At 56.4% G+C, this 21,883-nt stretch carries 23 protein-coding genes and 1 pseudogene; 10 read left to right on the forward strand and 14 right to left on the reverse strand.

All coding sequences use genetic code 11. From position 1 onward, the window contains the following. Positions 1-56 precede the first annotated feature (56 nt). From AUC60_RS14955 to AUC60_RS28565, 3 genes and pseudogenes are all read right to left on the reverse strand, one after another. Positions 57-956, reverse strand: a complete 900-nt coding sequence (locus AUC60_RS14955; protein WP_087268793.1) for an acyltransferase — start codon at positions 954-956, stop codon at positions 57-59. Between the two features lie 78 nt (positions 957-1,034). Further along, complete coding sequence (gene pta, locus AUC60_RS14960; RefSeq protein ID WP_087268797.1) at positions 1,035-3,125, reverse strand: phosphate acetyltransferase; 2,091 nt, start codon at positions 3,123-3,125, stop codon at positions 1,035-1,037. Positions 3,126-3,214: 89 nt separating this feature from the next. Beyond that, positions 3,215-3,565 (reverse strand): annotated as a pseudogene (locus AUC60_RS28565) (DUF3565 domain-containing protein). Here AUC60_RS28565 and AUC60_RS14970 point away from each other — a divergent pair. The 3 genes from AUC60_RS14970 (at position 3,534) to AUC60_RS14980 (ending at position 6,109) form a co-directional block, all read left to right on the forward strand. Beyond that, positions 3,534-4,019 carry an FKBP-type peptidyl-prolyl cis-trans isomerase gene (locus AUC60_RS14970; RefSeq protein WP_027899554.1) on the forward strand — a complete coding sequence of 162 codons (486 nt, stop codon included), beginning with the start codon at positions 3,534-3,536 and terminating at the stop codon, positions 4,017-4,019. The pseudogene AUC60_RS28565 and the gene AUC60_RS14970 sit on opposite strands and share 32 nt — an antisense overlap. Before the next feature lie 120 nt (positions 4,020-4,139). Continuing rightward, the gene (locus AUC60_RS14975; protein ID WP_087268800.1) at positions 4,140-4,622 is read left to right on the forward strand and encodes a glutathione peroxidase; all 483 of its coding nucleotides are present in this window, start codon (positions 4,140-4,142) and stop codon (positions 4,620-4,622) included. A 383-nt stretch (positions 4,623-5,005) separates the two neighbouring features. Then, positions 5,006-6,109 (forward strand): NADH:flavin oxidoreductase, encoded by a 1,104-nt coding sequence (locus AUC60_RS14980; protein WP_087269215.1) that lies wholly within the window; start codon positions 5,006-5,008, stop codon positions 6,107-6,109. On the opposite strand, the gene AUC60_RS14985 is transcribed toward AUC60_RS14980, so the two are convergent. Both AUC60_RS14985 and cysZ read right to left on the reverse strand, forming a co-directional pair. Next, positions 6,106-7,299: a glycosyltransferase family 4 protein gene (locus AUC60_RS14985; RefSeq protein ID WP_087268802.1), complete on the reverse strand. Its 1,194-nt coding sequence runs from the start codon at positions 7,297-7,299 to the stop codon at positions 6,106-6,108. The two genes, AUC60_RS14980 and AUC60_RS14985, sit on opposite strands and share 4 nt — an antisense overlap. 537 nt (positions 7,300-7,836) lie before the next feature. After that, positions 7,837-8,592: a sulfate transporter CysZ gene (cysZ, locus tag AUC60_RS14990; protein ID WP_087268805.1), complete on the reverse strand. Its 756-nt coding sequence runs from the start codon at positions 8,590-8,592 to the stop codon at positions 7,837-7,839. 451 nt (positions 8,593-9,043) lie between these two features. Here cysZ and AUC60_RS14995 point away from each other — a divergent pair, with 451 nt between their 5' ends. Then, on the forward strand, positions 9,044-9,643 hold the full coding sequence (locus AUC60_RS14995; protein WP_027899561.1) for a peroxiredoxin: 600 nt from the start codon (positions 9,044-9,046) through the stop codon (positions 9,641-9,643). A 141-nt stretch (positions 9,644-9,784) separates the two neighbouring features. After that, complete coding sequence (gene trxB, locus AUC60_RS15000) at positions 9,785-10,747, forward strand: thioredoxin-disulfide reductase (protein WP_087268807.1); 963 nt, start codon at positions 9,785-9,787, stop codon at positions 10,745-10,747. Between the two features lie 148 nt (positions 10,748-10,895). On the opposite strand, the gene AUC60_RS15005 is transcribed toward trxB, so the two are convergent. From AUC60_RS15005 to AUC60_RS15020, 4 genes are all read right to left on the reverse strand, one after another. Continuing rightward, positions 10,896-11,237 (reverse strand): HopJ type III effector protein, encoded by a 342-nt coding sequence (locus tag AUC60_RS15005; protein WP_087268810.1) that lies wholly within the window; start codon positions 11,235-11,237, stop codon positions 10,896-10,898. Then, positions 11,230-11,526: a DUF1244 domain-containing protein gene (locus tag AUC60_RS15010; RefSeq protein ID WP_087268814.1), complete on the reverse strand. Its 297-nt coding sequence runs from the start codon at positions 11,524-11,526 to the stop codon at positions 11,230-11,232. The genes AUC60_RS15005 and AUC60_RS15010 overlap by 8 nt, the downstream gene beginning before the upstream one ends. Before the next feature lie 77 nt (positions 11,527-11,603). Continuing rightward, complete coding sequence (gene folM / locus AUC60_RS15015; protein ID WP_087268817.1) at positions 11,604-12,293, reverse strand: dihydromonapterin reductase; 690 nt, start codon at positions 12,291-12,293, stop codon at positions 11,604-11,606. 117 nt (positions 12,294-12,410) lie between these two features. Continuing rightward, a complete protein-coding gene (locus AUC60_RS15020; protein ID WP_087268821.1) occupies positions 12,411-12,980 on the reverse strand; it encodes a putative antibiotic biosynthesis monooxygenase in 570 nt (189 codons plus the stop codon). 235 nt (positions 12,981-13,215) lie between these two features. On the opposite strand from AUC60_RS15020, the gene AUC60_RS15025 reads away from it, so the two are divergent. Next, positions 13,216-14,166 (forward strand): MerR family transcriptional regulator, encoded by a 951-nt coding sequence (locus AUC60_RS15025; protein WP_087268824.1) that lies wholly within the window; start codon positions 13,216-13,218, stop codon positions 14,164-14,166. A gap of 2 nt (positions 14,167-14,168) precedes the next feature. Here the strand turns inward: AUC60_RS15025 and AUC60_RS15030 are convergent, their stop codons facing one another. Together AUC60_RS15030 and AUC60_RS15035 are read right to left on the reverse strand one after the other, a co-directional pair. After that, positions 14,169-14,774, reverse strand: a complete 606-nt coding sequence (locus tag AUC60_RS15030; protein ID WP_087268827.1) for a hypothetical protein — start codon at positions 14,772-14,774, stop codon at positions 14,169-14,171. Between the two features lie 69 nt (positions 14,775-14,843). After that, positions 14,844-15,290 (reverse strand): PAS domain-containing protein, encoded by a 447-nt coding sequence (locus tag AUC60_RS15035; protein WP_087268831.1) that lies wholly within the window; start codon positions 15,288-15,290, stop codon positions 14,844-14,846. A 97-nt stretch (positions 15,291-15,387) separates the two neighbouring features. Between AUC60_RS15035 and AUC60_RS15040 the strand changes: the two genes are divergently transcribed. The 3 genes from AUC60_RS15040 (at position 15,388) to AUC60_RS15050 (ending at position 17,881) form a co-directional block, all read left to right on the forward strand. Then, positions 15,388-15,843, forward strand: coding sequence for a flavodoxin (locus AUC60_RS15040; RefSeq protein ID WP_087268835.1), 456 nt, complete (start codon positions 15,388-15,390; stop codon positions 15,841-15,843). Between the two features lie 139 nt (positions 15,844-15,982). Then, positions 15,983-16,894: an SDR family oxidoreductase gene (locus AUC60_RS15045; RefSeq protein ID WP_087268838.1), complete on the forward strand. Its 912-nt coding sequence runs from the start codon at positions 15,983-15,985 to the stop codon at positions 16,892-16,894. 423 nt (positions 16,895-17,317) lie between these two features. Next, complete coding sequence (locus AUC60_RS15050) at positions 17,318-17,881, forward strand: hypothetical protein (protein WP_087268841.1); 564 nt, start codon at positions 17,318-17,320, stop codon at positions 17,879-17,881. 178 nt (positions 17,882-18,059) lie between these two features. On the opposite strand, the gene AUC60_RS15055 is transcribed toward AUC60_RS15050, so the two are convergent. Continuing rightward, entirely contained in the window at positions 18,060-18,863 is an 804-nt protein-coding gene (locus tag AUC60_RS15055) for a SirB1 family protein (RefSeq protein ID WP_087268844.1), read from the reverse strand. A gap of 174 nt (positions 18,864-19,037) precedes the next feature. Here AUC60_RS15055 and AUC60_RS15060 point away from each other — a divergent pair, with 174 nt between their 5' ends. Continuing rightward, positions 19,038-20,060, forward strand: a complete 1,023-nt coding sequence (locus tag AUC60_RS15060; RefSeq protein WP_087268847.1) for a Leu/Phe/Val dehydrogenase — start codon at positions 19,038-19,040, stop codon at positions 20,058-20,060. 105 nt (positions 20,061-20,165) lie between these two features. Here the strand turns inward: AUC60_RS15060 and AUC60_RS15065 are convergent, their stop codons facing one another. Next, positions 20,166-21,098, reverse strand: coding sequence for a FecR family protein (locus tag AUC60_RS15065; protein ID WP_087268850.1), 933 nt, complete (start codon positions 21,096-21,098; stop codon positions 20,166-20,168). Next, a complete protein-coding gene (locus AUC60_RS15070; RefSeq protein WP_238599586.1) occupies positions 21,091-21,666 on the reverse strand; it encodes a sigma-70 family RNA polymerase sigma factor in 576 nt (191 codons plus the stop codon). Before AUC60_RS15070 ends, AUC60_RS15065 begins: the two co-directional genes overlap by 8 nt. Between the last annotated feature and the right edge of the window lie 217 nt (positions 21,667-21,883).

Below are 21,883 nucleotides of genomic sequence, written 5' to 3' on the forward strand. Positions count from 1 at the left end.
AGAAAAGCGCTCCAAATCAGTTAATTGCATTTTTGGTTGGTCGGGGCTGCGTTGCTTCAACCCGGATATTCGGCGTGCAACCGCGCCAACAACTGATCCTTCTCTTCCCACAGCTTATTGATCCACTGTTGAAACTCCAACCGGTACTCGCCGTCCTGATCGTAGTTCTTGCCAATGAAGTGCGGCGGGATCTTGATCTCTTCGAAATGCGCGACCACTTCTTTGACATTGCCGCATAGCAGATCCCAGTAACCCGGTCGGCCGTGCGGGTAATGAATCGTGACGTTGATGATCGACTCCAGTTGTTCGCCCATCGCATCCAGTACGAACGCGATTCCGCCTGCCTTGGGTTTGAGCAGATAGCGAAACGGTGATGACTGTGCAGCATGTTTGCCGCTGGTGAAGCGGGTGCCTTCCGCGAAGTTGAAAATGCCCACCGGGTTGTTGCGGAATTTGGCGCAGGTGCGTCGGGTGGTTGCCAGGTCCTTGCCTCGTTTCTCCGGATGTTTGGCCAGGTAGGCTTTGGAGTAACGCTTCATGAACGGGAAGCCCAACGCCCACCACGCCAGACCAATCACCGGCACCCAGATCAACTCCTGCTTGAGGAAAAACTTCAGCGGGCGGATCCGGCGATTCAAGACGTACTGCAAAACCATGATGTCGACCCAACTCTGGTGGTTGCTGGTCACGAGATAGGAATGCTCGTAATCCAGACCCTCCAGGCCGCTCAGATGCCAGCGAGTGTGCCCGAGCAGGTTTATCCAGCGGTTATTGTTGGCGATCCAGGCTTCATGAATGTGGCTCATCAGCCAGTCGGTCACGCGCTGGGCTGCGGGAAAGGGCAGGCACAGTTTGAAAATGGCGACGACAAACAGCGGCGTGCAACAAATGATGGTGTTGAGCGCCAATAGCAGCGAGGCAATGACGCCACGCAATGGTGCAGGCAGGAAATCCATACCGGACGGGCTCCAAAAGATTATTCAGATGTTGTCGCCCCGCAGGCGACAACATCACAAGTATGGCCGGACAGTGTGTCAGGAAAGGTTATCGGCCTGAATCGCCGTCAACGCGATGGTATAGACGATGTCATCGACCTGTGCACCTCTGGGCAGATCGTTCACTGGCTTGCGCAGGCCTTGCAGCATCGGGCCGATACTCACGCAATCAGCGCTGCGCTGCACCGCTTTGTAGGTAGTGTTGCCAGTGTTCAGATCAGGGAACACAAACACGTTGGCGCGACCCGCTACTGCGCTGTCGGGAGCCAGTTGGCGGGCGACGTTTTCGTTGGCGGCGGCATCGTATTGCAGCGGACCGTCGATCAGCAGATTGCGTTGTGTTTCCTGGGCCAGTTGCGTTGCTTCACGGACCTTTTCCACCTCTTCGCCACTGGCCGAGTTGCCGCTGGAATAGCTGATCATCGCGACCCGCGGCGTAATGCCGAAAGCCACTGCCGAGTCAGCGCTTTGCAGGGCGATTTCTGCCAGCTCACTGGCGCTTGGATGCGGGTTCATGATGCAGTCGCCGTAGACCAGAACCTGGTCGGGAAACAGCATGAAAAATACTGACGATACCAGCGTGCAGCCCGGCGCAGTCTTGATCAGTTGCAAGGCTGGGCGGATGGTATTGGCGGTGGAGTGAACGACGCCGGAAACCAGCCCGTCGACCTCGTCCAGGGCCAGCATCATGGTGCCGATCACCACGGTGTCTTCCAGTTGTTGTTCAGCCATCGGCGCGTTGAGGTTTTTGCTTTTGCGCAACTCGACCATCGGTGCGATGTAACGCTCGCGAATGACGTCGGGATCAACAATCTCAAGGCCGGGCGGCAGTTCGATACCCTGGGCCTTGGCCACCGCATGGACTTCTTCAGGTTTGGCCAGCAGTACACAGCGCGCAATGCCACGCGCCTGGCAGATCGCCGCAGCCTGAATGGTCAACGGCTCGCTGCCTTCCGGCAACACAATGCGTTTGTTGGCGGCCTGAGCACGCTGGATCAACTGATAACGGAACACCGCTGGCGACAGGCGCAGTTCCCGTGGCGTGCCACAGCGCTGGTGCAGCCAGTTGGCGTCCAGATGGCTGGCGACGAAGTCAGTGATGATCTCGGCTCGCTCGCGGTCATCAATGGGGATTTCCTTGTTCAACTGGTTGAGCTGAGTGGCGGTGTCATAGGAGCCGGTGCTGACCGACAGAACCGGCAGGCCTGCCTGCAAGGCGCCGCGACACAGCTCCATGATGCGTGGGTCCGGCACGGTGTCGCTGGTCAACAGCAAGCCCGCCAGCGGCACGCCATTCATGGCGGCAAGGCTGACGGCCAGAATGATGTCGTCACGGTCGCCGGGCGTTACGACCAGCACGCCCGGTTTGAGCAGCTGTACGGTGTTGAGCACGGTACGGGCGCAGATAATGATTTTCGACATGCGCCGCTGATCATAGTCGCCGGCATTGATCACCTGCGCGCCGAGCAGCTCGGCCACGTCACGGGTTCGCGGTGCGTTCAGCTCGGCCTGATACGGAATACAGCCCAGCAGGCGGAAGTCACCGCTGCGCAACAACGGCGAATGTTCTTTGAGTCTTGCGGCGAAGGCTTCCATGCTTTCGTCTGTACGGACTTTATTGAGAATCACCCCCAGGACTTTTGGGTCCTTGGGACCACCGAACAGCTGAGCCTGCAATTCGACCCGGCCCGAAAGTTCGGCCAGCACTTCGTTTTCTGGCGCGGACACCAGAATGACATCGGCATCCAGACTTTTGGCCAGATGCAGGTTTACCCGCGCTGCATAACTGGCGTGCCGGGTCGGCACCATGCCTTCGACAATCAACACGTCTTTGCCGACTGCGGCTTGTTGATAGAGGCTGATGATCTCTTCCAGCAACTCATCCAGTTGGCCGTCGCCGAGCATACGCTCAACATGCGACAAGGCCAGTGGTCGTGGCGGGTTGAGGCCGTGGGTACGCGCAACCAGCTCGGTGGAACGCTCCGGGCCCAGATCACCGGGGTGTGGCTGGGCGATGGGCTTGAAGAAGCCGACTTTCAGCCCGGCACGCTCAAGGGTGCGCACCAGACCAAGGCTGATGGATGTCAGACCCACACCAAAGTCTGTGGGGGCAATAAAGAAAGTCTGCATTCAGGGTTCTCGCTTGAGCAGTACAAGGGCCGTGGCGGGAGGGAACAGCCAGCAGGCCGGAAAACAGGGCGCTGTCGAATCGCAGCGTCTCAACGGGAGCTAAGGTTATCTTCATCCGGGGCCTGCGCACACCAGCCACAGTGAAAGCCTTCACCTATTTTTTGCAGTCGTTGCTGTGGATCAAGTACCCAGGCGCGCGATTGCCATGGCGGTTGATGGCGCAGGTGCTGAGTATGCCCGCAAGACAATATGGCCACCCAGTGACCTTCATCGTCCTGCCGGAAATCTGTAATCGTCACGTTATTCAATATGGCCTTTCGGTCCCCGTCTGTCAGAGTTGCGTTCGCTTTCGAGCGTTGGCTTGGTTAAACTTGATCGTTCTTCAATCTTAAGCAAAGGTCTTGCCCCATGCCGATCGCCGCCAATAAGGCTGTCTCCATTGACTATACCCTGACCAATGACGCTGGTGAGGTCATCGACAGTTCCGCTGGCGGCGCGCCGCTGGTCTACCTGCAAGGCGCAGGCAACATCATCCCGGGCCTGGAAAAAGCTCTGGACGGCAAGAACGTTGGTGACGAGCTGAAAGTTGCCATCGAGCCGGAAGATGCTTACGGTGAATACTCCGCTGAACTGGTCAGCACCCTGAGCCGCAGCATGTTCGAAGGTGTCGACGAACTGGAAGTGGGTATGCAGTTCCACGCTTCCGGCCCGGACGGCAGCATGCAGATCGTGACCATTCGCGACCTGGATGGCGACGATGTCACCGTTGACGGCAATCACCCACTGGCGGGTCAGCGCTTGAACTTCGAAGTCAAGATCGTTGATATCCGTGACGCAAGCCAGGAAGAAATCGCCCACGGTCACGTGCATGGCGAAGGTGGTCACCACCATTGATTTGAGCTGCTAAGCTCAGGTAGCTGAAAAGGCGCCCAGGCAGGTTCTGCGCGAACAACTTGGTTCACGCAGCCTGGTAAGGCGCCTTTTTTGTCCGCTGGATTTGAGGGGGAGTGGTTCATGAGTGCGTTTCACGACATTAAATTGAAGGATCTGGATGGTCAGGAGCTTTCTCTGGCGACCTTCAAGGGGCGAGTCGTTCTGGTCGTCAATGTCGCTTCAAAGTGTGGGCTGACGCCTCAGTACGCGGCGCTCGAGAGTCTCTATCAAAAATACAAGGACCAGGGCTTCAGCGTGCTGGGTCTGCCGTGCAACCAGTTTGCAGGACAGGAGCCGGGGACCGAGCAGGAGATCCAGGATTTCTGCAGCCTCAACTATGGCGTGACCTTTCCACTGAGTACCAAGCTCGACGTCAACGGTCACGATCGTCATCAGCTTTATCGTCTGCTGGCCGGTGAAGGCGCTGAGTTCCCTGGCGACATCACCTGGAATTTCGAAAAGTTTCTGGTGGGCAAGAACGGCGCAGTCCTGGCACGTTTCTCACCGCGCACAGCGCCGGATGATCCAGCTGTGATTCTGGCGATCGAAAAAGCGCTGAGTTGAATCCCGCGAACACGCCATCTGTAGGAGCTCACGAGCAGCGCGAGGCAGCGATAGCGGTTTGCATGACACCCCGCCGTCGTGACCTGCGCGCGCTTCTGTTAAAAACCTGATTATCTGAACTCACAAAGAACCTGTGGGACCGAATTTATTCGGGAAGAGGTCGGTACATCCTCCATATCGTCGTCGGAAATTCCGCCTTCCCGGATGAATCCGGTCCCACAGGCCTGTGTTTAAGGCCGACAGCGCGGTGCTATGCACATGGGCGCAGTTACAAAAGCGCTGAGTTGCTTCTCAATCCAAATCACTCAAATCAATAGTGCTGTCACCCGCCTGAAACCCCGCCCTATCCTTGATGATTCGAAATGATCACCAAGGAGCGTCGCATGCCGGTCAAAGCCCTGTTCAAACCTTTCCACCTGGGCAGCCTTGAGTTGTCGTCACGGGTAGTCATGGCGCCGATGACCCGTTCGTTTTCCCCCGGTCACGTGCCCAATTCGAGAGTGGTTGAATACTACCGCCGCCGCGCCGCAGCCGGTGTGGGGCTGATCATCACCGAAGGCACCACCGTCAATCACAAAGCCTCCAACGGCTACCCCAACGTGCCTCAATTCTTTGGCGACGCGCCCTTGGCCGGCTGGAAGAAAGTGGTCGAGGCGGTGCACAACGAAGGCGGCAAGATCGTCCCGCAGTTGTGGCACGTTGGCGCTGTTCGCCGTCTGGGCACGGAGCCGGATGCCAGCGTTCCGGCTTATGGTCCGACGGAAAAACTCAAGGATGGACAGGTCGTGGTCCATGGCATGAGCAAACAGGACATTGATGAAGTCATTGCCGCGTTTGCCCAGGCGGCCAAAGATGCCCAGAGCATCGGCATGGACGGTGTGGAAATCCATGGTGCCCACGGCTATCTGGTGGACCAGTTCTTCTGGGAAGGCAGCAATCAACGGAGTGATGAATATGGCGGCAGCCCGGCTAACCGGTCGCGCTTCGCTATTGAATTAGTCAAAGCGGTGCGGGCTGCGGTCGGTCCTGATTACCCGATCATCTTCCGTTTTTCACAGTGGAAGCAGCAGGATTACAGCGCGCGGCTGGTGGAAACACCGGAGGCGCTTGAGGCGTTTCTCAAACCCTTGTCTGACGCTGGAGTGGATATCTTTCATTGCTCGACGCGGCGTTTCTGGGAGCCGGAGTTTGAAGGCTCTGATCTCAATCTTGCAGGTTGGACTCGCAAACTGACCGGCAAGCCGACTATCACAGTGGGCAGTGTCGGGCTGGATGGCGAGTTTCTGCAGTTCATGGTCAACACTGACAAGATTGCTCAGCCCGCCAGCCTGGAGAACCTGCTCCAGCGTCTGGGCGATGAAGAGTTCGATCTGGTCGCCGTTGGGCGCGCATTGCTGGTGGATCCTGAGTGGGCCGTGAAAGTCCGCGAAGGTCGTGAGCAGGATATCCTGCCCTTCAGTCGCGATGCGCTGACAACGCTGGTTTAGCGCTTGAGCTTCAGCTGCGCAGCATGAGCCGGTTTAGGCTTGGCCGGTTCTGGCGTTGGGCAGGCATTGAGCATCTTGCGTTCAAACAGGTCGATGATTGCCCCCCAGCCCTGGCGACTGGCGTGCTGCCGCGCATTGAGGCGCACGCGACGCAAGGTCTCACTGTCTTCCAGCAACCAGCATGCGGCATCAATGAACGCGGCTTCGTCGCCCGGCATGGCCAGCGCTCCGTTGTGACCATGGCGAATATGCTGCCCTGCCGCGGCTTCGTCATAAGCGACCACGCCGAGTCCTGAGGCCAGCGCCTCCAATACGACGTTGCCAAAGGTCTCGGTCAGGCTCGGGAACAAAAAAACATCCCCGGATGCGTAATGCTCGGCCAGTGTCTCACCGCGCTGGGTGCCGCAGAAGACAGCGTCCGGAAGTTGTTGTTGCAGTGCAGCGCGCTGCGGGCCGTCACCCACGATCACCAACTTCAACTGACGCTGCGGGTATTTGCTACGCAACGCGTCAAAGCTCGACTGGAGCAGGCAAAGGTTTTTCTCCGGTGCAAGCCTTCCGACGTGCAACACGGCGATATCGCCAGCGCTCAACCCCCAGCTATCGCGCAGCGCCTGTGAACGTTTCGAAGGGTGAAACAGCACACTGTCTACCCCTCGTGACAAGAGCTCGATCCGTTCGAAACCCCTTCGTTCAAGGGCCACTTTCTGGCTGACACTTGGTACCAGCGTGACCTTGGAGCGGTTGTGGAACCAGCGCAGATAATGAGTCAGCAGGCGGTTCATGAAGCCCATCCCGTATTGCTGGGTGTACTGCGCAAAGTTGGTGTGGAAACCGCTGATCACAGTGATCCCCAAGCGTCGCGCCGCTCGCAGCGCCGATAGCCCAAGCGGCCCTTCGGTGGCGATGTACAGCACATCCGGACGTTGCCGCTGCCATCGGCGCAGCAGCTTATGCATCGACGACTGCCCCCATTGCAGCCCCGGATAACCCGGAATCGGCCAGCCCCGACACAGCATCAAATCATCAGCAGCCAGCCCGGCATCGCTGGGCTGACGAGGCCGTACCAGCTCCACGCGATGCCCGCGCTGCCGCAACCCGTCGCACAAACGGCCCAGAGTATTGGCAACGCCGTTGATCTCGGGTGCGAAGGTTTCGGTAATCAAGGTGATGTGAAGAATTTGGCTCATGACAGCCAGTGTCGGCCGCAATGATTTCGGTTATGTGGCGGTGGGGTGATGGATTTATGACGGGGTGGTTGAATTGAAGCGTGTGTTTAGAGGAGCCTCCACGCTGTCGCGTAGCAAACATTGAACTGTAGGAGCGCACGAGCACCGCGAGGCCGCGATAGCGATGTATCAGACATGCCGCTATCGCTGCCTCGCGGTGCTCGTGAGCTCCTACAGAAAGGTATTCACAATAAGATATTCTTTCGTGTAGGAAATAGGGAAGTGATAAGCGCTGATGAAACAGGGCGAGATGGAAACCGGAATTATGCTCCTACATAAAGTTCCTACAGAATGGACTTTTTAGGACGATGGCAGATGTTTGCCATTGAAGGGCAGTAGCTTGTCGTACAGGTTTTAATGTTGTTTTAAATGGTTGTGGGAACGATCGGATATTAATGTAGGTTGTTTCTTTCTGAAAAAATTTCCAGCAAGTTGGCTCCGTGCTCGCTATTTTGTAGGCGTAATAAAAAGGCCCAATCAAGGGCCTTTTTATGAATCTCAGGATTCCTGCTTCAGTAACGCTTCCTCACCCCGTTCCCGTACCCAGAATAAAGTCGCTCCGGCGACAGCAGCGGGCATCATCAGAATGTTGACCACAGGAATGAGCAGCGCGACGTAAACGATGCCGCCGAAGCTCAGGCTCTGCCAGCGTTTGGCGCGCAGCCAGGCAAGCATCTCGTTCCAGCCCAATTTGTGGTTGTCAGCCGGGTAGTCGATGTATTGGATTGCCATCATCCAGACCCCGAACAAGAGCCACAGCGGCGCAGCAATCAGGTTGACCACCGGGATGAACGACAGAATGAACAGAGCCAGGGCACGAGGCAGGAAATAGCCCAGCTTGCGCATTTCCCGGCCAAAGGTGCGTGGCACCATGGCGACCAGTTCACCCCAACTGAAGGCTGGGAAGTCATCGGTACCGCGTACCACCACTTCAACCTTTTCCGAGAGAAAGCCGTTGAACGGTGCGGCGATGATGTTGGCGAGCATGGTGAAAGTGAAGAACACCATGAATATCACCAGCGCGACGAACAGCGGCCAGAGGATATAGCTAAGAAAGCTCAACCAGCTCGGCAACTCGGGCATGAACGTATCCACCCACATGCCGAACTGATGCATAGCCAGGTAGATCAAGCCTGCGAACAGCAGCAGGTTGATGGTCAGTGGCAGCAGTACAAAAAGACGCAAGCCTGGGCTGAGCACCAGTTTCAGGCCTTCGCGCAGGTATTGCGGGCCCGAGAGAGCGGGAGCAGGCATGGCAGCCTCCAAATGATGGAAAACGCGCCGACCTTACCGGCTTTGTCTGGCCGGTGAAAGTGACTTGGGCGCTGGTGTATTGGCTATTTTCGAAAGATGGCTAGCCGAATCAGGCAGGTGATCACCTTAGTCCCTGACAAGGCCCTGCCGCGCTGCAGACGAGTGACCTGTAGGAGCTGCCAAAGGCTGCGATGGCGGTTCGTCAGGCTTTATGCTTTCGCAGCCTTCGGCAGGCCCTACAGAAAGACGGCTTCCCCGTTGCGGCGGACATTCGCAGTAACAAACCCATGAGCGTAAAATCTGTGCACAGGTTTGAATCAAGGACTTATCCGAATAGGGACTGCCTATGAGGTGGATTGTGAAACGATATTTCCTTAATCTTTGCAGCCCCGATAGGCTGGCCACCAATTTCTCCACCTATCCTTTCCAAATTTGATACTAGGGAGACATCATGAGCGTACTGGTAAACAAACAGGCTCCGGATTTCGATTCAGCTGCAGTGCTGGGCGACGGCTCTATCGTCGACAGCTTCAAACTGTCCTCGCTGCGTGGCAAATACGTCGTACTGTTTTTCTGGCCTCTGGATTTCACCTTCGTCTGCCCGTCTGAAATCATTGCCCACAACAACCGCATCGCCAAATTCCGCGAGCTGGGTGTTGAAGTGGTTGGCGTTTCCATCGATTCGCAATTCACTCACTATGCATGGCGCAGCACCCCGGTTGAGAAGGGCGGCATCGGCGAAGTCGAGTTCACTATGGTTGCTGACGTGAAACACGAGATCACTCGTGCTTACGGTATCGAACACGATGCAGGCGTCGCGCTGCGTGCTTCGTTCCTGATCGACCGTGAAGGCGTGGTTCAACATCAGGTTGTGAACAACCTGCCACTGGGTCGTGACGTTGAAGACATGATCCGTCTGGTTGAAGCGCTGCAGTTCACCGAAGAACACGGCGAAGTTTGCCCAGCTGGCTGGCGTCCAGGCCAAAAAGGTATGAAGGCTGACGCCAAAGGCGTTGCTGATTACCTGGCCGAAAACGCTACTAGCCTGTAACACGTCGCTGCGGCTTCGGTCGCAGCTTCAAAATTTCCAGGATTGCCGTGTTTCTGAGCCTTCCCCAAGTGCTTTTCGGCGATCCTTTTTATTCCAGCCGGTGCGACCACGGCGTCAATGGTCGGTCGATAGGAGTCTGTCATGTCTGATGTACGTCATTCCCGAGTAATCATTCTCGGCTCCGGCCCAGCCGGTTACAGCGCTGCGGTCTATGCCGCACGTGCCAACCTCAAGCCTCTGCTGATCACCGGTATGCAGGCTGGCGGTCAGTTGACCACGACTACCGAAGTCGATAACTGGCCGGGCGACGTGCACGGGCTGACCGGCCCGGCGCTTATGGAACGTATGCGTGAACACGCCGAGCGTTTCGAAACCGAAATCGTCTTCGACCACATCAATGCCGTGGACCTGGCTGGCAAGCCGTTCAGCCTGAAGGGCGACAGCGGTACTTACACGTGCGATGCGCTGATCATCGCGACCGGTGCCAGTGCTCGCTACCTGGGCCTGCCATCTGAAGAAGCGTTCATGGGCAAAGGCGTTTCGGCCTGCGCAACCTGTGACGGTTTCTTCTACCGCAACCGTGAAGTCGCTGTGGTCGGCGGTGGTAATACCGCCGTTGAGGAAGCGCTGTATCTGGCCAACATCGCCAGCAAAGTGACTCTGGTTCACCGCCGCGAGACGTTCCGCGCCGAGAAGATCCTGATCGACAAGCTGCATGCGCGGGTTGCCGAAGGCAAGATCGAACTCAAGCTGAACGCCACACTGGACGAAGTGCTGGGCGATAACATGGGTGTGACGGGCGCACGTTTGAAAAACAACGACGGCAGCACCTCTGAGCTGAAAGTGGATGGTGTGTTCATCGCCATCGGCCACACGCCTAACACCTCGCTGTTCGAAGGCCAACTGGCATTGAAGGACGGCTACATGGTTGTGCAGGGCGGCCGTGAAGGCAATGCCACTGCTACCAGCGTTGAAGGTGTGTTTGCGGCTGGCGACGTAGCTGACCACGTTTATCGTCAGGCCATCACCTCTGCTGGCGCAGGCTGCATGGCTGCACTGGATGCCGAGCGGTATCTGGACGGCCTGGCCGACGCTTCGTTCTGATAGCGTTTGCCTTGCAATAAAAAACCGGCCTCGGCCGGTTTTTTTATGCGTACTGCTTTATCTGTAGGAGCTGCCGAAGGCTGCAAGACGGTGTACCTGATGTTCCGTCATTCGCAGCCTTCGGCAGCTCCTACAAAATGTGTGTCGATTAAGCCTTGCGCGTAAGCGGCTCACCTGTGAACTTCACACCCGCCAGTCCATTGGCAATCAGTGCACGAATATTGCCGTGATCGCTGCCTTCTGGTGTGGCAACTACCGAACGATAGTGCTCGCCGAAAGCCAGCAATGCTTGTTTGTCGCTCAGGCCTTCCAGCAGCGCCAGGCCCAAAGTTTTGCACGAGCCTTCGTTCTGGCCCGCAGCATTTTCCACACCGCCATTGGTGAACGCTTGTGGTTGATAGTCATAGCCTGCGGCGATGAATGCCAGGGTGTCTGCGAAAAGGTGTTCGCCGCTGTCGAGGCTGACGAGCAGGGTGTTCAGATCAGTCATGCTTGGGTTCCTTGGCAAACGCGGCTTGCTGCTCGGCGTTGGCTTCTTTCTGGTATTGAGCTTTCCACTCGCTGTACGGCATGCCGTAAACCACTTCACGAGCTTCATCGAGGCTGACCTCAATGTGTTTTTCGTCGGCCGCTGCCTTGTACCACTTGGACAGGCAGTTACGGCAGAAGCCGGACAGGTTCATCAAATCGATATTCTGCACATCTTTACGGCTGTCCAGATGCGCGACCAGTCTGCGAAAGGCTGCTGCTTCGAGTTCAAGGCGTTGTTGGTCAGTCATTTTGATTCCTGCCACGTTGAATTTGGGAGAGGTGAAGCTTGGTAGCTCCGCCTAAATGAGGGATTTGAATTCATTCTTCAAATCCCTTTTTTAAGATGCCGGCCGCCGTTGACGACCACGCTGCTTCCAGTGCTGTACTGACTATTGAGCAGATAAAACACTGCATCGATCAAAGGCTGAGAACCTGGCTCGAATTCCAGCAGGGCTTTTTTAAGAGCTTGATTGCGATAAGCCTCGTCGCTGTTTTCCTTGAGGATCAGCAAGCCCGGCAGGATAGCGTTTACCCGAATATCAGGCGCGAGCTTTTCGGCGAAGGACAGCACCATGTTCTGCAATGCGGCTTTGGTGGCCGCGTACGCGATATGGCTTTTACTGCCGCGTGATGAAGTTTCATCGCAGATATGGATGATGTCCGACTTCTCGCTTTTGGCCAGCAATGGCGCCAACTCATGGTTCAGATGGTAGGGCGCTTCCATATGCAGTTTGAACATGATGTACAGGTTGTCGACGCTGTCATCCAGCCACAGCGAGGCGTTGTGAATCACCGCTCGAAGACCGGTGTAATTGCTTTTCAGGTAATCGACAAGGGCCATCCGGTCCTCTGCAAGCAGCAGGTCCGTCTGGAAAGAGACAATGTTCGGGTAATCGGGCGTGTGCGCGATGCTGCGGCTGGCGTTAACTACGAAATGGCCCGCTTTGGCCAGTTCAATAGCCAGTTCAAGCCCGACCCGCTGACTGGCCCCGGTAATCAGGATTGGATTATTCATTAGCGACTGTTTGGCATGCGTTCAGTGATGTCCTCACGAGAGCGCATAGCATACCGAAGTTTGTTGCAGCGGGGGCATTCAGGACCCGGTGGCTCAACGCTTCCGGGTCAGTGTGATTCAGTTGCTGCGTACCGATTCAGGCCCAGGTCGCGGGGGAGCCTGTGTCGGGTTCAGCCAGCCGGCCAGCAAATGAGTCGACAACGGGATAAACCAGAACACCATCAGGGGCGTGAGGATCAACGTACTGATCATGATGCGCGGAACCAGCTGCAGATCGTTGAGCAGCGGGCCGAGCACGAAATTAAACAACAATGAAACAGGGAAGAACGCCAGCCAGATTGCCACTGCCTGTTTCCAGCGTGGCGGACGTTGGCCGACAGAACCGAACCAACCGTCGATACCACTGACGCGATGCTCCGACGGCTGGGCGAATAAGCCACTGCCACGCACCAACCAGGAGCTTCGGGACTCAGAATGCTCCCAGGCGTGCATGGTCTCAGCATTGGCGAAGCGGAAAATAATCTGGAATTCATCGTCTCCGGGTGGCGGGGCAAGCACGCCTGAGCCCAGATAACCGGGAAAGTCGGTGGCAAGTCTTTCGCCTTCGTGCAGCCAGGAAATCAGTTCCTGATAGCGCCCATGGGCGACGCGGCGCGCGACCAGCAAGGTGACGGGGGTGGTAGACATTATGTATCTCCGATAAACGAGTGAGATTCCCGGGTAAGGAAGTCACATGACGCAGCGCGGGGTAGTGGCTGTGTCAGCTTCGTTGTTAAAGCAAGCAAGGATTATTCCTGAAATCCGTAAATAAGCTATAGCGCATCAGGAAATCCCTGACGAATAGCCGTATCAGGTCGTGTTTTTGCGAAATGAGCCCGGTGCAGGCGTACAATGCGCCGATTGTTTTCAAGCGATCCTAGTCATGACTGAATCCGCCATTGGCCTTGAGCCCTCCATCGGGCTCAAGCAAGAAGAGCTCTTCCCCATTCGCGAGGTTTCGCGCATCACAGGGATCAACCCGGTGACGTTGCGTGCGTGGGAGCGGCGCTATGGTCTGATTCAGCCAACCCGCACCGAAAGTGGTCATCGCCTGTATTCGCAGGCTGACATTGATGAAGTGCGTAGCATTCTTGGCTGGATCGAGCGTGGTGTCGCGGTGAGCAAGGTCGGCAAGATTCTGGCGAAGACCAATGACGTCAGGCTGAAGGCATCGACACTCGACAGCGACGTTCTGCCGGGTGACTGGGCGCAATCGCAGCAACTGATCAAACAGGCGGTAGGGGCATTCGACGAGCCGCGCCTTGAGCAACTCTACGGACGCTTATTTTCCAGCTACCCGATGGCAGTTGTATTCGAAGAGATTTTTCTACCTGTCTGGCGTGAGTTGCTGCTGCATCACGACCAGTTTGGCCAGACCAGCGAATGGTTGTTTCTGGACAGTTTTCTGCGTGCGCGAACCTCGCAGCGCTTGCAATTTACCCGTGGTTCGACCGAGCACACGGTCATTCTCGCTGCTGTACCCGGGCAGTGCAGAGAGCTGGAGTTATGGGTTGCCGGGCTGTTAATCGGCAATCCTGATCTGGATATTCAGGTACTTGCCCTTGGGCAACCGCTGGAAGAGCTGACGCTGGTGTGCGGCAAAGTGCATCCGGTGGCAGTGGTGCTGTATAGCAATCATCCGCCTGCTGTCGATTTTGCCCGACGCCTGAAGCGTCTCGCCCTGGCTCTGGATTGCCCGCTACTGCTGGCGGGCGAAGGTGCCGATATTGCTCGTGAGTCGCTGGATGGTTCGGCTGTAGCGTGTATCGGCAGCGAAGGACGCTCCATGCAGCGTGGGTTGCAGTTATTCCTGAAGGGGCGTCTTGATACCTGAAGCTAGCGGTGCATCGACGGATAGATCTTGCGGTGCTGCTGCAGGATGTACTGACGCAGCCGCTCGGTGTCTTCCTTGTTCTGGTCGCTCAAACGGTAGGCCGCCAGCCCGGATTCAGTTAGACGCTCAAAGGTGCCACGCATGGCAATCGGCGCATGTCCCACTGGGGCAAACCAGGCGGTAAACAGCTTGGGCGGACGGGTGGTTTTTCGATGTTCGAGCAGCACACCCTTGAAAGAAATCTCATGCAGCCAGAGCGCGGTCATCGCGCCTTTTTCGGTTTCCAGCGCGACCGGTTCCGGTAATGTCAAACGCCATGGACGAATGCGCGGTCCTTCTTCAAAAATCGAGGGCGCACCCAGTTCCAGATGCAGGGCATGAAATTCATCTTCCACCAGATGCAGCGGAAAGGTCATTTGCTGGTTATTGAATTGCGCCTGAATCGTCACCTGCTCATGTGCCGCAAGACGCGTCAGCAAGTCCTGGATCTGTCTTCCACCGTTCACGGTGAGGCTGCGTGTCGCATCGCGCACGTTCAGCTTGGGGTTGTGCTGCATGTTCTGGATGAAATCCAGTTCAGCTTGAGTGAGTAAAGTTTCGTGGGACATGATGGAGCTCGAGGGAACCCGTTATTGGAAAAGCAGACCATAAATTCAGGATTTTGTTGCACCCGCTCGTCAATTTCTCAGTGACGCTATTTCCTCGCGTGCCTGTTTCAGCTCGGCTTCAAGCTGGAGAACACGTTGCTCGGCTTCGATCTGTTTCGTCACATTCTTCTGGATACCAATGAAATATGTCAGTTGATCAGCGTCGTTGAACACAGGCGTGATTGACAGTTCATTCCAGAACAGACTGCCGTCCTCACGATAATTGCGCAGGATCTGGCGGCATGGACGCTTGTTGATCAGGGCTTCGCGAATCAGGTCCAGCGCCGGTTGTTGGCGATCATCGCCCTGCAAAAAGCGGCAATCCTGATACAGGATGTCGTCAACTGCGTAGCCCGTCAGCGTTTCGAATGCCTGATTGGCATAAATGAGGATGTTGTCCTCACCTTCCTGCTCGGCAACGACAATGCCGTCGTTGGAAGCGTCAACTACCAGCTGCAACAGTTTTGCGTTGATCATGAAAGTATCCGGCGCGAAGAAGCAAAGTCCGCATTCTAGGTCATCAAGCCACTTGGGGCATAATGCCAAACGTTTCCAAGCTGCCACAGGATGATTCATGAAAGTCGCCATTATTTCCGGTTCTGTCTATGGATCGGCAGAAGAAGTCGCACGCCACGCAGCAAAACTCCTGCTTGACGCCGGTTTTGAGGTTTTGCAGAACCCCAGGGTGAGTCTGGCCGAGCTTCAGGCCTTCGAGCCGCAAGTGCTGCTGGGTGTGACGTCGACCACTGGCATGGGCGAGCTGCCCGATAACATTCAGGCCATTTATTCGCAGATTCGCGACGTGTTGCCAGCCAGTTGGCGCGGGCTGCCAGGAGGCGTGATTGCGCTGGGGGACGCCAGCTACGGCGATACCTTTTGCGGCGGCGGCGAACTGATCCGTGAGCTGTGGGCTGAGCTGGGTATAAATGAAGTTCAGGAAATGCTGTGCCTGGACGGCAGTGAAAGCGTCACTCCGGAAACCGACGCTGAGCCTTGGCTGGCCGCCTTCATTGAGCGCGTTCGCGCCTGACAGGGTTGATCGCCGCGGGGGCCGCGCGGTAAGTAATCCCGCTGTGTTATTGCGCACCATTCAGCATCGTTGGTGTTGATTGTGACTGCGGCAAGGGTGGATGACACTGGCGTTTCGCCCCCTTTTGCCGGAGTTGAACATGAATCACGCCATACGTTTTGAAGACAAGGTTGTCATCGTCACGGGGGCCGGTGGCGGCCTTGGACGTGCCCATGCGCTACTGTTTGCCCGTCATGGTGCTCGGGTGGTCGTCAATGACCTCGGCGGATCGGCTCATGGCGAGGGTGCCAATGCTTCGGCGGCTGATCAGGTTGTGGCGCAAATTCGTGAGGCAGGCGGGACTGCTGTAGCCAACCATGATTCTGTGACCGATGGCGACAAAATCGTCCAGAACGCCCTTGATGCCTTCGGGCGTGTCGATGTGCTGGTCAATAATGCAGGAATTCTGCGTGACAAGTCCTTCGCCAAGATGGATAACGCCGACTGGGATCTGGTTTACCGGGTTCATGTTGAAGGTGCCTACAAAACAACTCATGCCGCCTGGCCGTATCTGCGCGAACAGAACTACGGCAGGGTTATCTTTACGTCATCAACTTCGGGGATTTACGGCAACTTTGGTCAATCCAACTATGCGATGGCCAAGCTGGGTCTTTACGGGCTGACCCGGACCCTGGCGCTGGAAGGGCGTAAAAACAACATACTGGTCAATGCCATCGCGCCCACCGGCGGTACCCGAATGACTGAAGGGCTGCTGCCGCCTGAGGTCTTCGAGTTGCTCAAGCCGGAACTGGTCAGCCCACTGGTGGTTTACCTGGGCAGCGAGCAGTGCCAGGACACGGCTGGCTTGTTCGAAGTCGGTGGCGGCTGGATCGGAAAGGTTCGCTGGGAACGAAGCCTCGGCGCCGATTTCGACCCCCGCGCAGGCTTCAGTCCGGAAGACGTAGCGGGTCAATGGCAAGCCATCGGCGATTTCGCCGATGCAGTCCATCCAAAGGATAACGTCGAAGCGCTCAAGGAGATGATGGCTAATCTGCAGAAATATACCGTATGAGTTAATTGAGTCATGTGGATATTGAAGCCGGTCAGTTTCCAGACCGGCTTTATGTATAGGCTATTTATCGCCTGGTATGTAGGTCTAGTCTGTTTTGTCAGTGAAACTGAGAATGTCGTATTTTTTCAGGTCACAGAAAAAATTTTGCTGTTGGATAGTTTAGGAGAGTGGGCCCATCGAGCGTATTAACATGGACTGTGATTCAAGTTATTCCTGTAACGAGAACAGTATTCTTTGTTTGTTCGGTTCTTTCGTTTACACACGGTTATCCGTAGGGCGGGGTCTGAAGATTTTGTAGGATGTTTCAGTTGTATTTGTGGCATCTTTCCTGATTTTTCAAGCGGCCTCCATTGTCCATAAAGTTTGGTGTTTGTGCTCCGATAGGGTTGTCGATACAGGACTCTTTATTGCAGGAGCATCGATATGAGCAAGAGCATTTGGGGGTATCTTCCCGAGATGATAATCAGGCCGGTGGTTATCCATAAGCCAGCGGCTGATCGACCCGTCGACGTCGCTCGCATGCTGGAGGAAATTGGCGAAAATGGTACTGCGCTCAATACAATAAGGATGGAAATTGGCCAGTTGAAACCCATGTTCAAGGGCTTCGATCCTGAGAAGATCAGTCCTGACAACCTTTCCAGGGCAGGTAAACAACTTTACTCGTATGGATTGATTGATAACCTCACTGCGGACTTGATGGCGAGGGCCGCTGTCGAGTTTGACAAATACGGTAAACCCGCAAAGCCTGATGAGGAATTCAATGCGCTGGAGTTCTTCGCCCGGCACATAAGTGATATGAAAAACAAATCCTATGCGGGTGACCGATATGCAAAGATGCTCCTGCCTGATTACATAAGAGCCGTTCATGTCATGAAGTGCCTTCAACACTTCGGCTCCACCGGCGATGGATTTGACAGCATTGCGCGCAAGCAGCGCGAAGCCAATGGAGATATTCCTAAACAAAAACCATTGAAGCCTATTATGTGAGCGAAAAAAAAGCCGCTGCACAGACAGCGGCTAAATATTACGTAGATCCAGGAGCTTCAAAATCAACGTGGCCGGGATGATAGTGATTGACCTGTTTCTGAAAAAGAGGGGTTTGCGATATTGAGTATTGCAGCTGGTGTAACGGTAGCGGCCAGTTCGATTCATAACACGCATGTTCCTAATGAATCGCCTTGCTATGGGGTAATTGCCCCAGCCGCTCGGTAAGCCTCAAGCGCTGAACGGCGTCGTCACTCAACATCAGCGCGTGCTCCAGGTCGTAACGTTCGGCCTGCGGGCATTCCAGTGTTCGGTACAGACTTGCTCGAGCCAGGTAATCAGCCGTGGTTGCCGGCCCCAGTTCCATGACGCGGTTAGCGTCCTTGAGTGCGGCGAGAAAATCATCGTTGATCTGGTGCAAATGTCTCAAGTTGCGCGACAAACGTTGCAGCATGTTGATGTCGGAAGCTCGCGCCATGTGTTCCGCGCGCAATGGCACATCCGGGCCGAACTGCCGAGTGAGCAATTCGCGACAGTCTTTGGGATAAAGCCTACGCCCGCCGCAGGGGTCCAGCAGGTGATCGGCACCCGGTACACGCAATAAAAAATGGCCGGGGAAGCTCACGCCTTCGAGTTTGATATCCAGGCGTCTGGCTAACTCCATCGCTACCAGCGCCAGACCCAGAGGCTGGCCGCGACGGCGCTCGATGATCTTGTGCAACAGGGCCGATTGAGGCTTAGGCGGGTTCCAGTCGTCCTGAGCGAAACCGAGAGTGTTGAGTTGTCGTAACAGCGGCTGCGCCAGTTCAGACACGGGTAAATCGGGTAGCGCTGCTCTGGTCTGGCGCAGCAGTTCATCCATATGGCCCAGAGCCTGTTCAGGTATGAACTGCTGATCGTGCTCGGCCGCTATCCACAACGCAGCCTGGAATACATCGCACGGTTTTTGTTGCAGGCAGGCCAGGCAGTGTTGGCGTGGTGTCATGTCGCTCTCCGAGCAGAGCTTGGCAGTCATGACCTGTTTTAGCCCCACAGATGCCTTTCGTCCAGCGGCAAATAGACCATTGCATGCGTTTCCCACCTATGTCCCGAGCGGTGCATCATTTTTTTTTGCAGCGCCTATACTCGCTTTAGAAAAAAACATACCGGAGCACCGTTGATGTTCGCACTCATGCATACATCACGCGTCGAGTCGCTGCATCTGGTCGTCGACCGGGAAACCGGCCTGAAAGCAGTGATCGCTATCGATAACTGCCAGAGGGGGCCAGCTTTGGGCGGCTGTCGCTATCTTTCCTATCCTGATGAGGAGAGCGCGATCGAGGATGCCATTCGGCTGGCGAGAGCCATGAGCTACAAGGCTGTGCTGGCCGGGCTGCCTTTAGGCGGCGGCAAAGCGGTGATCATGCGTCCGGCCCATATTCCCAGTCGTGCGGCGCTGTTCGAGTCGTTCGGCCGTTTTATCGAAAGCCTCAATGGGCGCTACATAACGGCGCTGGACAGTGGCACCTCCAGCGCTGATATGGATTGCATCGCGCAACACACCCAGCATGTCACCAGTACCAGCGAGTCGGGTGATCCTTCATTGCACACCGCCATGGGCGTTTTTGCCGGGATTCGAACCACAGCGATGGCTCGATTGGGCAGCGATAACCTGGAAGGTCTGCGGGTGGCAATACAGGGGCTGGGCAATGTGGGCTACTCGCTCGCCGAGCAACTGCATGCAGCGGGTGCCGATCTGTTAGTCAGCGATCTGGACCAAGGGCGTGTGCAACTGGCCATGGAACAGTTCGGTGCTCATCCAATTGCCTGTGAAGCGTTGCTCAGTACACCTTGTGATATCCTCGCGCCCTGCGGCGTAGGCAGTGTGCTCAACAGCCAGACGGTGGCTCAGTTACGTTGCGCTGCGGTGGCTGGCGGGGCCAGTAATCAGCTCAGCAGCCTGCAAGTGGCTGATCAGCTTGAGGCTCGCGGCATTCTTTATGCTCCTGACTATGTGATCAACTCGGGCGGGCTTATTTATGTTGCACTGCAGCATAAGGGCGAGAGCCCAAACAACATCACCGCTCATCTTTCACGCATCGGCCAGCGATTGACCGAGGTCTATGCCCACGCCCAGGCAGAGAAACGTTCGCCTGCGCGCGTGGCGGATATGTTGGCGGAGCATTTGTTGGGAGTGGAGTAGGGCGGCTGGTTTTGTAGATCATGCGAATTTCGCGGGACCGGCTTCAACCGGGAAGAGGCCCGTACATCCACGCATCTGCGGCGATTGCGTGCAACCTCAAACCTTCTATTTCAGCACGGTCAGCAACGGCGAATACTGCTCCACTTTCCCGCCGACCGGCTTTGCCAGCGCTTGCAACGCGCGCTGCGTATCGCGCAGATCGTAAAGCCCGGTCACCCGCTTTTGCCCAATGGCGTCATCGCCGATCACGATCCAGCCACGCTGATATTTGCGTAATTGCTCAACGACTTCGAGCACTGTGGCGTTTTCAAAAAACTGCTGGCCGCTGACCCAGGTAGCCACGTCGTCGGGTGCGATTTCCGATTGTTGAGCGCCGCCCTGTGCTGCATCCAGCCACAGCCGTTGACCAGCCCCGAGACGATAAGGTGTGCCGTTGGCATTGACGCCGACTGCGCCTTCGCGGACTTCGACCTTGATGCCGGCGTCCGTACTCGCGACGTCAAACGAGGTGCCGAGTACCCGAACGGCCACATCGCGGGTATCGACCTGAAAAGGCCGTCGGGCGTCATGCACCACATCGAACAGCGCTTCGCCGCTGAGCAGGGTGACCTGTCGAGTATTGCCGCTGTAGTCCACATTCACGGCGCTGCGTGCTGCCAGGGTCACCTGGCTGCCGTCAGCCAACTGCACGACACGAGTCTCGGCGGTGCCCGTGTGATAGTCCGCCTGCCAGTCCGGGTTGTTCAGCCATGCAGTTCCCAGCGCCACGACGCAGACACAGGCCGCCGCCAGCATCGACCAGTTTCGGCGCGAAGATTTGAGTGGCACGGCTTGCGTGGGTGTCGGCCAGTGAGCGGTAGTAGAAGGCTGCTCGATGGCTGACCAGGCGCGATTGACCTGGGCCCACGCCGTGAGATGTTCCGGACTCGCGTGCAGCCAATGATCAAACTCTTCGAAGCGCGCAGGTTCCGCCTGGAGATCCAGTAACCAGTCACTGGCCTGTTCCAGGCTGGCCTTGGAAGGCGTCAACTCATGCACGTGGGCGCTCCTTGCGTTGAACGGCCTGCGCAGGCGGTTCAACCTCGATACTGGAGGCCAACTGAACCACGGCGTCCCGCACCAGGCGGTGAGTCATGGACAGCGTTATGTTCAGATGGCTGGCGATTTGCTGGAGAGTATAACCACCCAGACGATGCATCTCGACGGCGATGCGCATTTGTTCAGGCAGGTCAGCAAAGGTGGCAGCGACCTGGCGGATGTCAGCCTGATGCAAAACCTGTTGCTCAGGGGAGTGCAGTTGACCCGGTTGCATCCACTGCGGAGGGCTTTGCTGCTGACGGTTTTCGCTGTTCTGACGGCGCATGGCATCCAGCGCCAGATTGCGCACAATTCGATAGAGATAAGCGGCAGGTTGTTCGAGTGCGGCGCTGGTCGGCTCGCTGAAACGCAGGAAGGCATCCTGCACTACGTCCTCGGCGCTCGCGCGATCCCCCAATACCCCTTTGGCGTAGTTGATCAACGCAGGACGATGGGCGAGATAGAGGCTAAGCCTGGCGGCTTTATCGGGCACGGCAAAACGCTCTGAAAAGCAAAGTTCGCCGCCCATGGCAGCCACATATGATGTGCCGGCGAGGCTACCATGGATGAGACTGCTTCTCAATTGCTTTAGTGTTGCGTGATAACGGATTTTGCAGGCGTTGCCGAAAGCTGCGATGGCGATGTTTCAGGATCAATGCTTTCGCAGCCTTCGGCAGCTCTTATCAAACAATATGCAATTTTGTGAGTAGACCCAAATCCTGTAGGAGCTCACCGAGGTTACGAGG

This window comes from Pseudomonas caspiana (assembly GCF_002158995.1).
GTDB classification, from domain to species: domain Bacteria; phylum Pseudomonadota; class Gammaproteobacteria; order Pseudomonadales; family Pseudomonadaceae; genus Aquipseudomonas; species Aquipseudomonas caspiana.

Coding starts and splice junctions, on each gene's coding strand:
- AUC60_RS14980 (WP_087269215.1), top strand. CDS start 5,006: ATGCCGGTCAAAGCCCTGTTCAAACCTTTCCACCTGGGCAGCCTTGAG.
- AUC60_RS15035 (WP_087268831.1), bottom strand. CDS start 15,290: ATGATCAACGCAAAACTGTTGCAGCTGGTAGTTGACGCTTCCAACGAC.
- AUC60_RS14995 (WP_027899561.1), top strand. CDS start 9,044: ATGAGCGTACTGGTAAACAAACAGGCTCCGGATTTCGATTCAGCTGCA.
- AUC60_RS14955 (WP_087268793.1), bottom strand. CDS start 956: ATGGATTTCCTGCCTGCACCATTGCGTGGCGTCATTGCCTCGCTGCTA.
- AUC60_RS14975 (WP_087268800.1), top strand. CDS start 4,140: ATGAGTGCGTTTCACGACATTAAATTGAAGGATCTGGATGGTCAGGAG.
- AUC60_RS15050 (WP_087268841.1), top strand. CDS start 17,318: ATGAGCAAGAGCATTTGGGGGTATCTTCCCGAGATGATAATCAGGCCG.
- AUC60_RS15070 (WP_238599586.1), bottom strand. CDS start 21,666: ATGGGCGGCGAACTTTGCTTTTCAGAGCGTTTTGCCGTGCCCGATAAA.
- AUC60_RS14985 (WP_087268802.1), bottom strand. CDS start 7,299: ATGAGCCAAATTCTTCACATCACCTTGATTACCGAAACCTTCGCACCC.
- trxB (WP_087268807.1), top strand. CDS start 9,785: ATGTCTGATGTACGTCATTCCCGAGTAATCATTCTCGGCTCCGGCCCA.
- cysZ (WP_087268805.1), bottom strand. CDS start 8,592: ATGCCTGCTCCCGCTCTCTCGGGCCCGCAATACCTGCGCGAAGGCCTG.
- AUC60_RS15055 (WP_087268844.1), bottom strand. CDS start 18,863: ATGACACCACGCCAACACTGCCTGGCCTGCCTGCAACAAAAACCGTGC.
- AUC60_RS15025 (WP_087268824.1), top strand. CDS start 13,216: ATGACTGAATCCGCCATTGGCCTTGAGCCCTCCATCGGGCTCAAGCAA.
- AUC60_RS15040 (WP_087268835.1), top strand. CDS start 15,388: ATGAAAGTCGCCATTATTTCCGGTTCTGTCTATGGATCGGCAGAAGAA.
- AUC60_RS15030 (WP_087268827.1), bottom strand. CDS start 14,774: ATGTCCCACGAAACTTTACTCACTCAAGCTGAACTGGATTTCATCCAG.
- AUC60_RS15045 (WP_087268838.1), top strand. CDS start 15,983: ATGAATCACGCCATACGTTTTGAAGACAAGGTTGTCATCGTCACGGGG.
- AUC60_RS15060 (WP_087268847.1), top strand. CDS start 19,038: ATGTTCGCACTCATGCATACATCACGCGTCGAGTCGCTGCATCTGGTC.
- AUC60_RS15020 (WP_087268821.1), bottom strand. CDS start 12,980: ATGTCTACCACCCCCGTCACCTTGCTGGTCGCGCGCCGCGTCGCCCAT.
- AUC60_RS14970 (WP_027899554.1), top strand. CDS start 3,534: ATGCCGATCGCCGCCAATAAGGCTGTCTCCATTGACTATACCCTGACC.
- AUC60_RS15005 (WP_087268810.1), bottom strand. CDS start 11,237: ATGACTGATCTGAACACCCTGCTCGTCAGCCTCGACAGCGGCGAACAC.
- AUC60_RS15010 (WP_087268814.1), bottom strand. CDS start 11,526: ATGACTGACCAACAACGCCTTGAACTCGAAGCAGCAGCCTTTCGCAGA.
- folM (WP_087268817.1), bottom strand. CDS start 12,293: ATGAATAATCCAATCCTGATTACCGGGGCCAGTCAGCGGGTCGGGCTT.
- pta (WP_087268797.1), bottom strand. CDS start 3,125: ATGCAGACTTTCTTTATTGCCCCCACAGACTTTGGTGTGGGTCTGACA.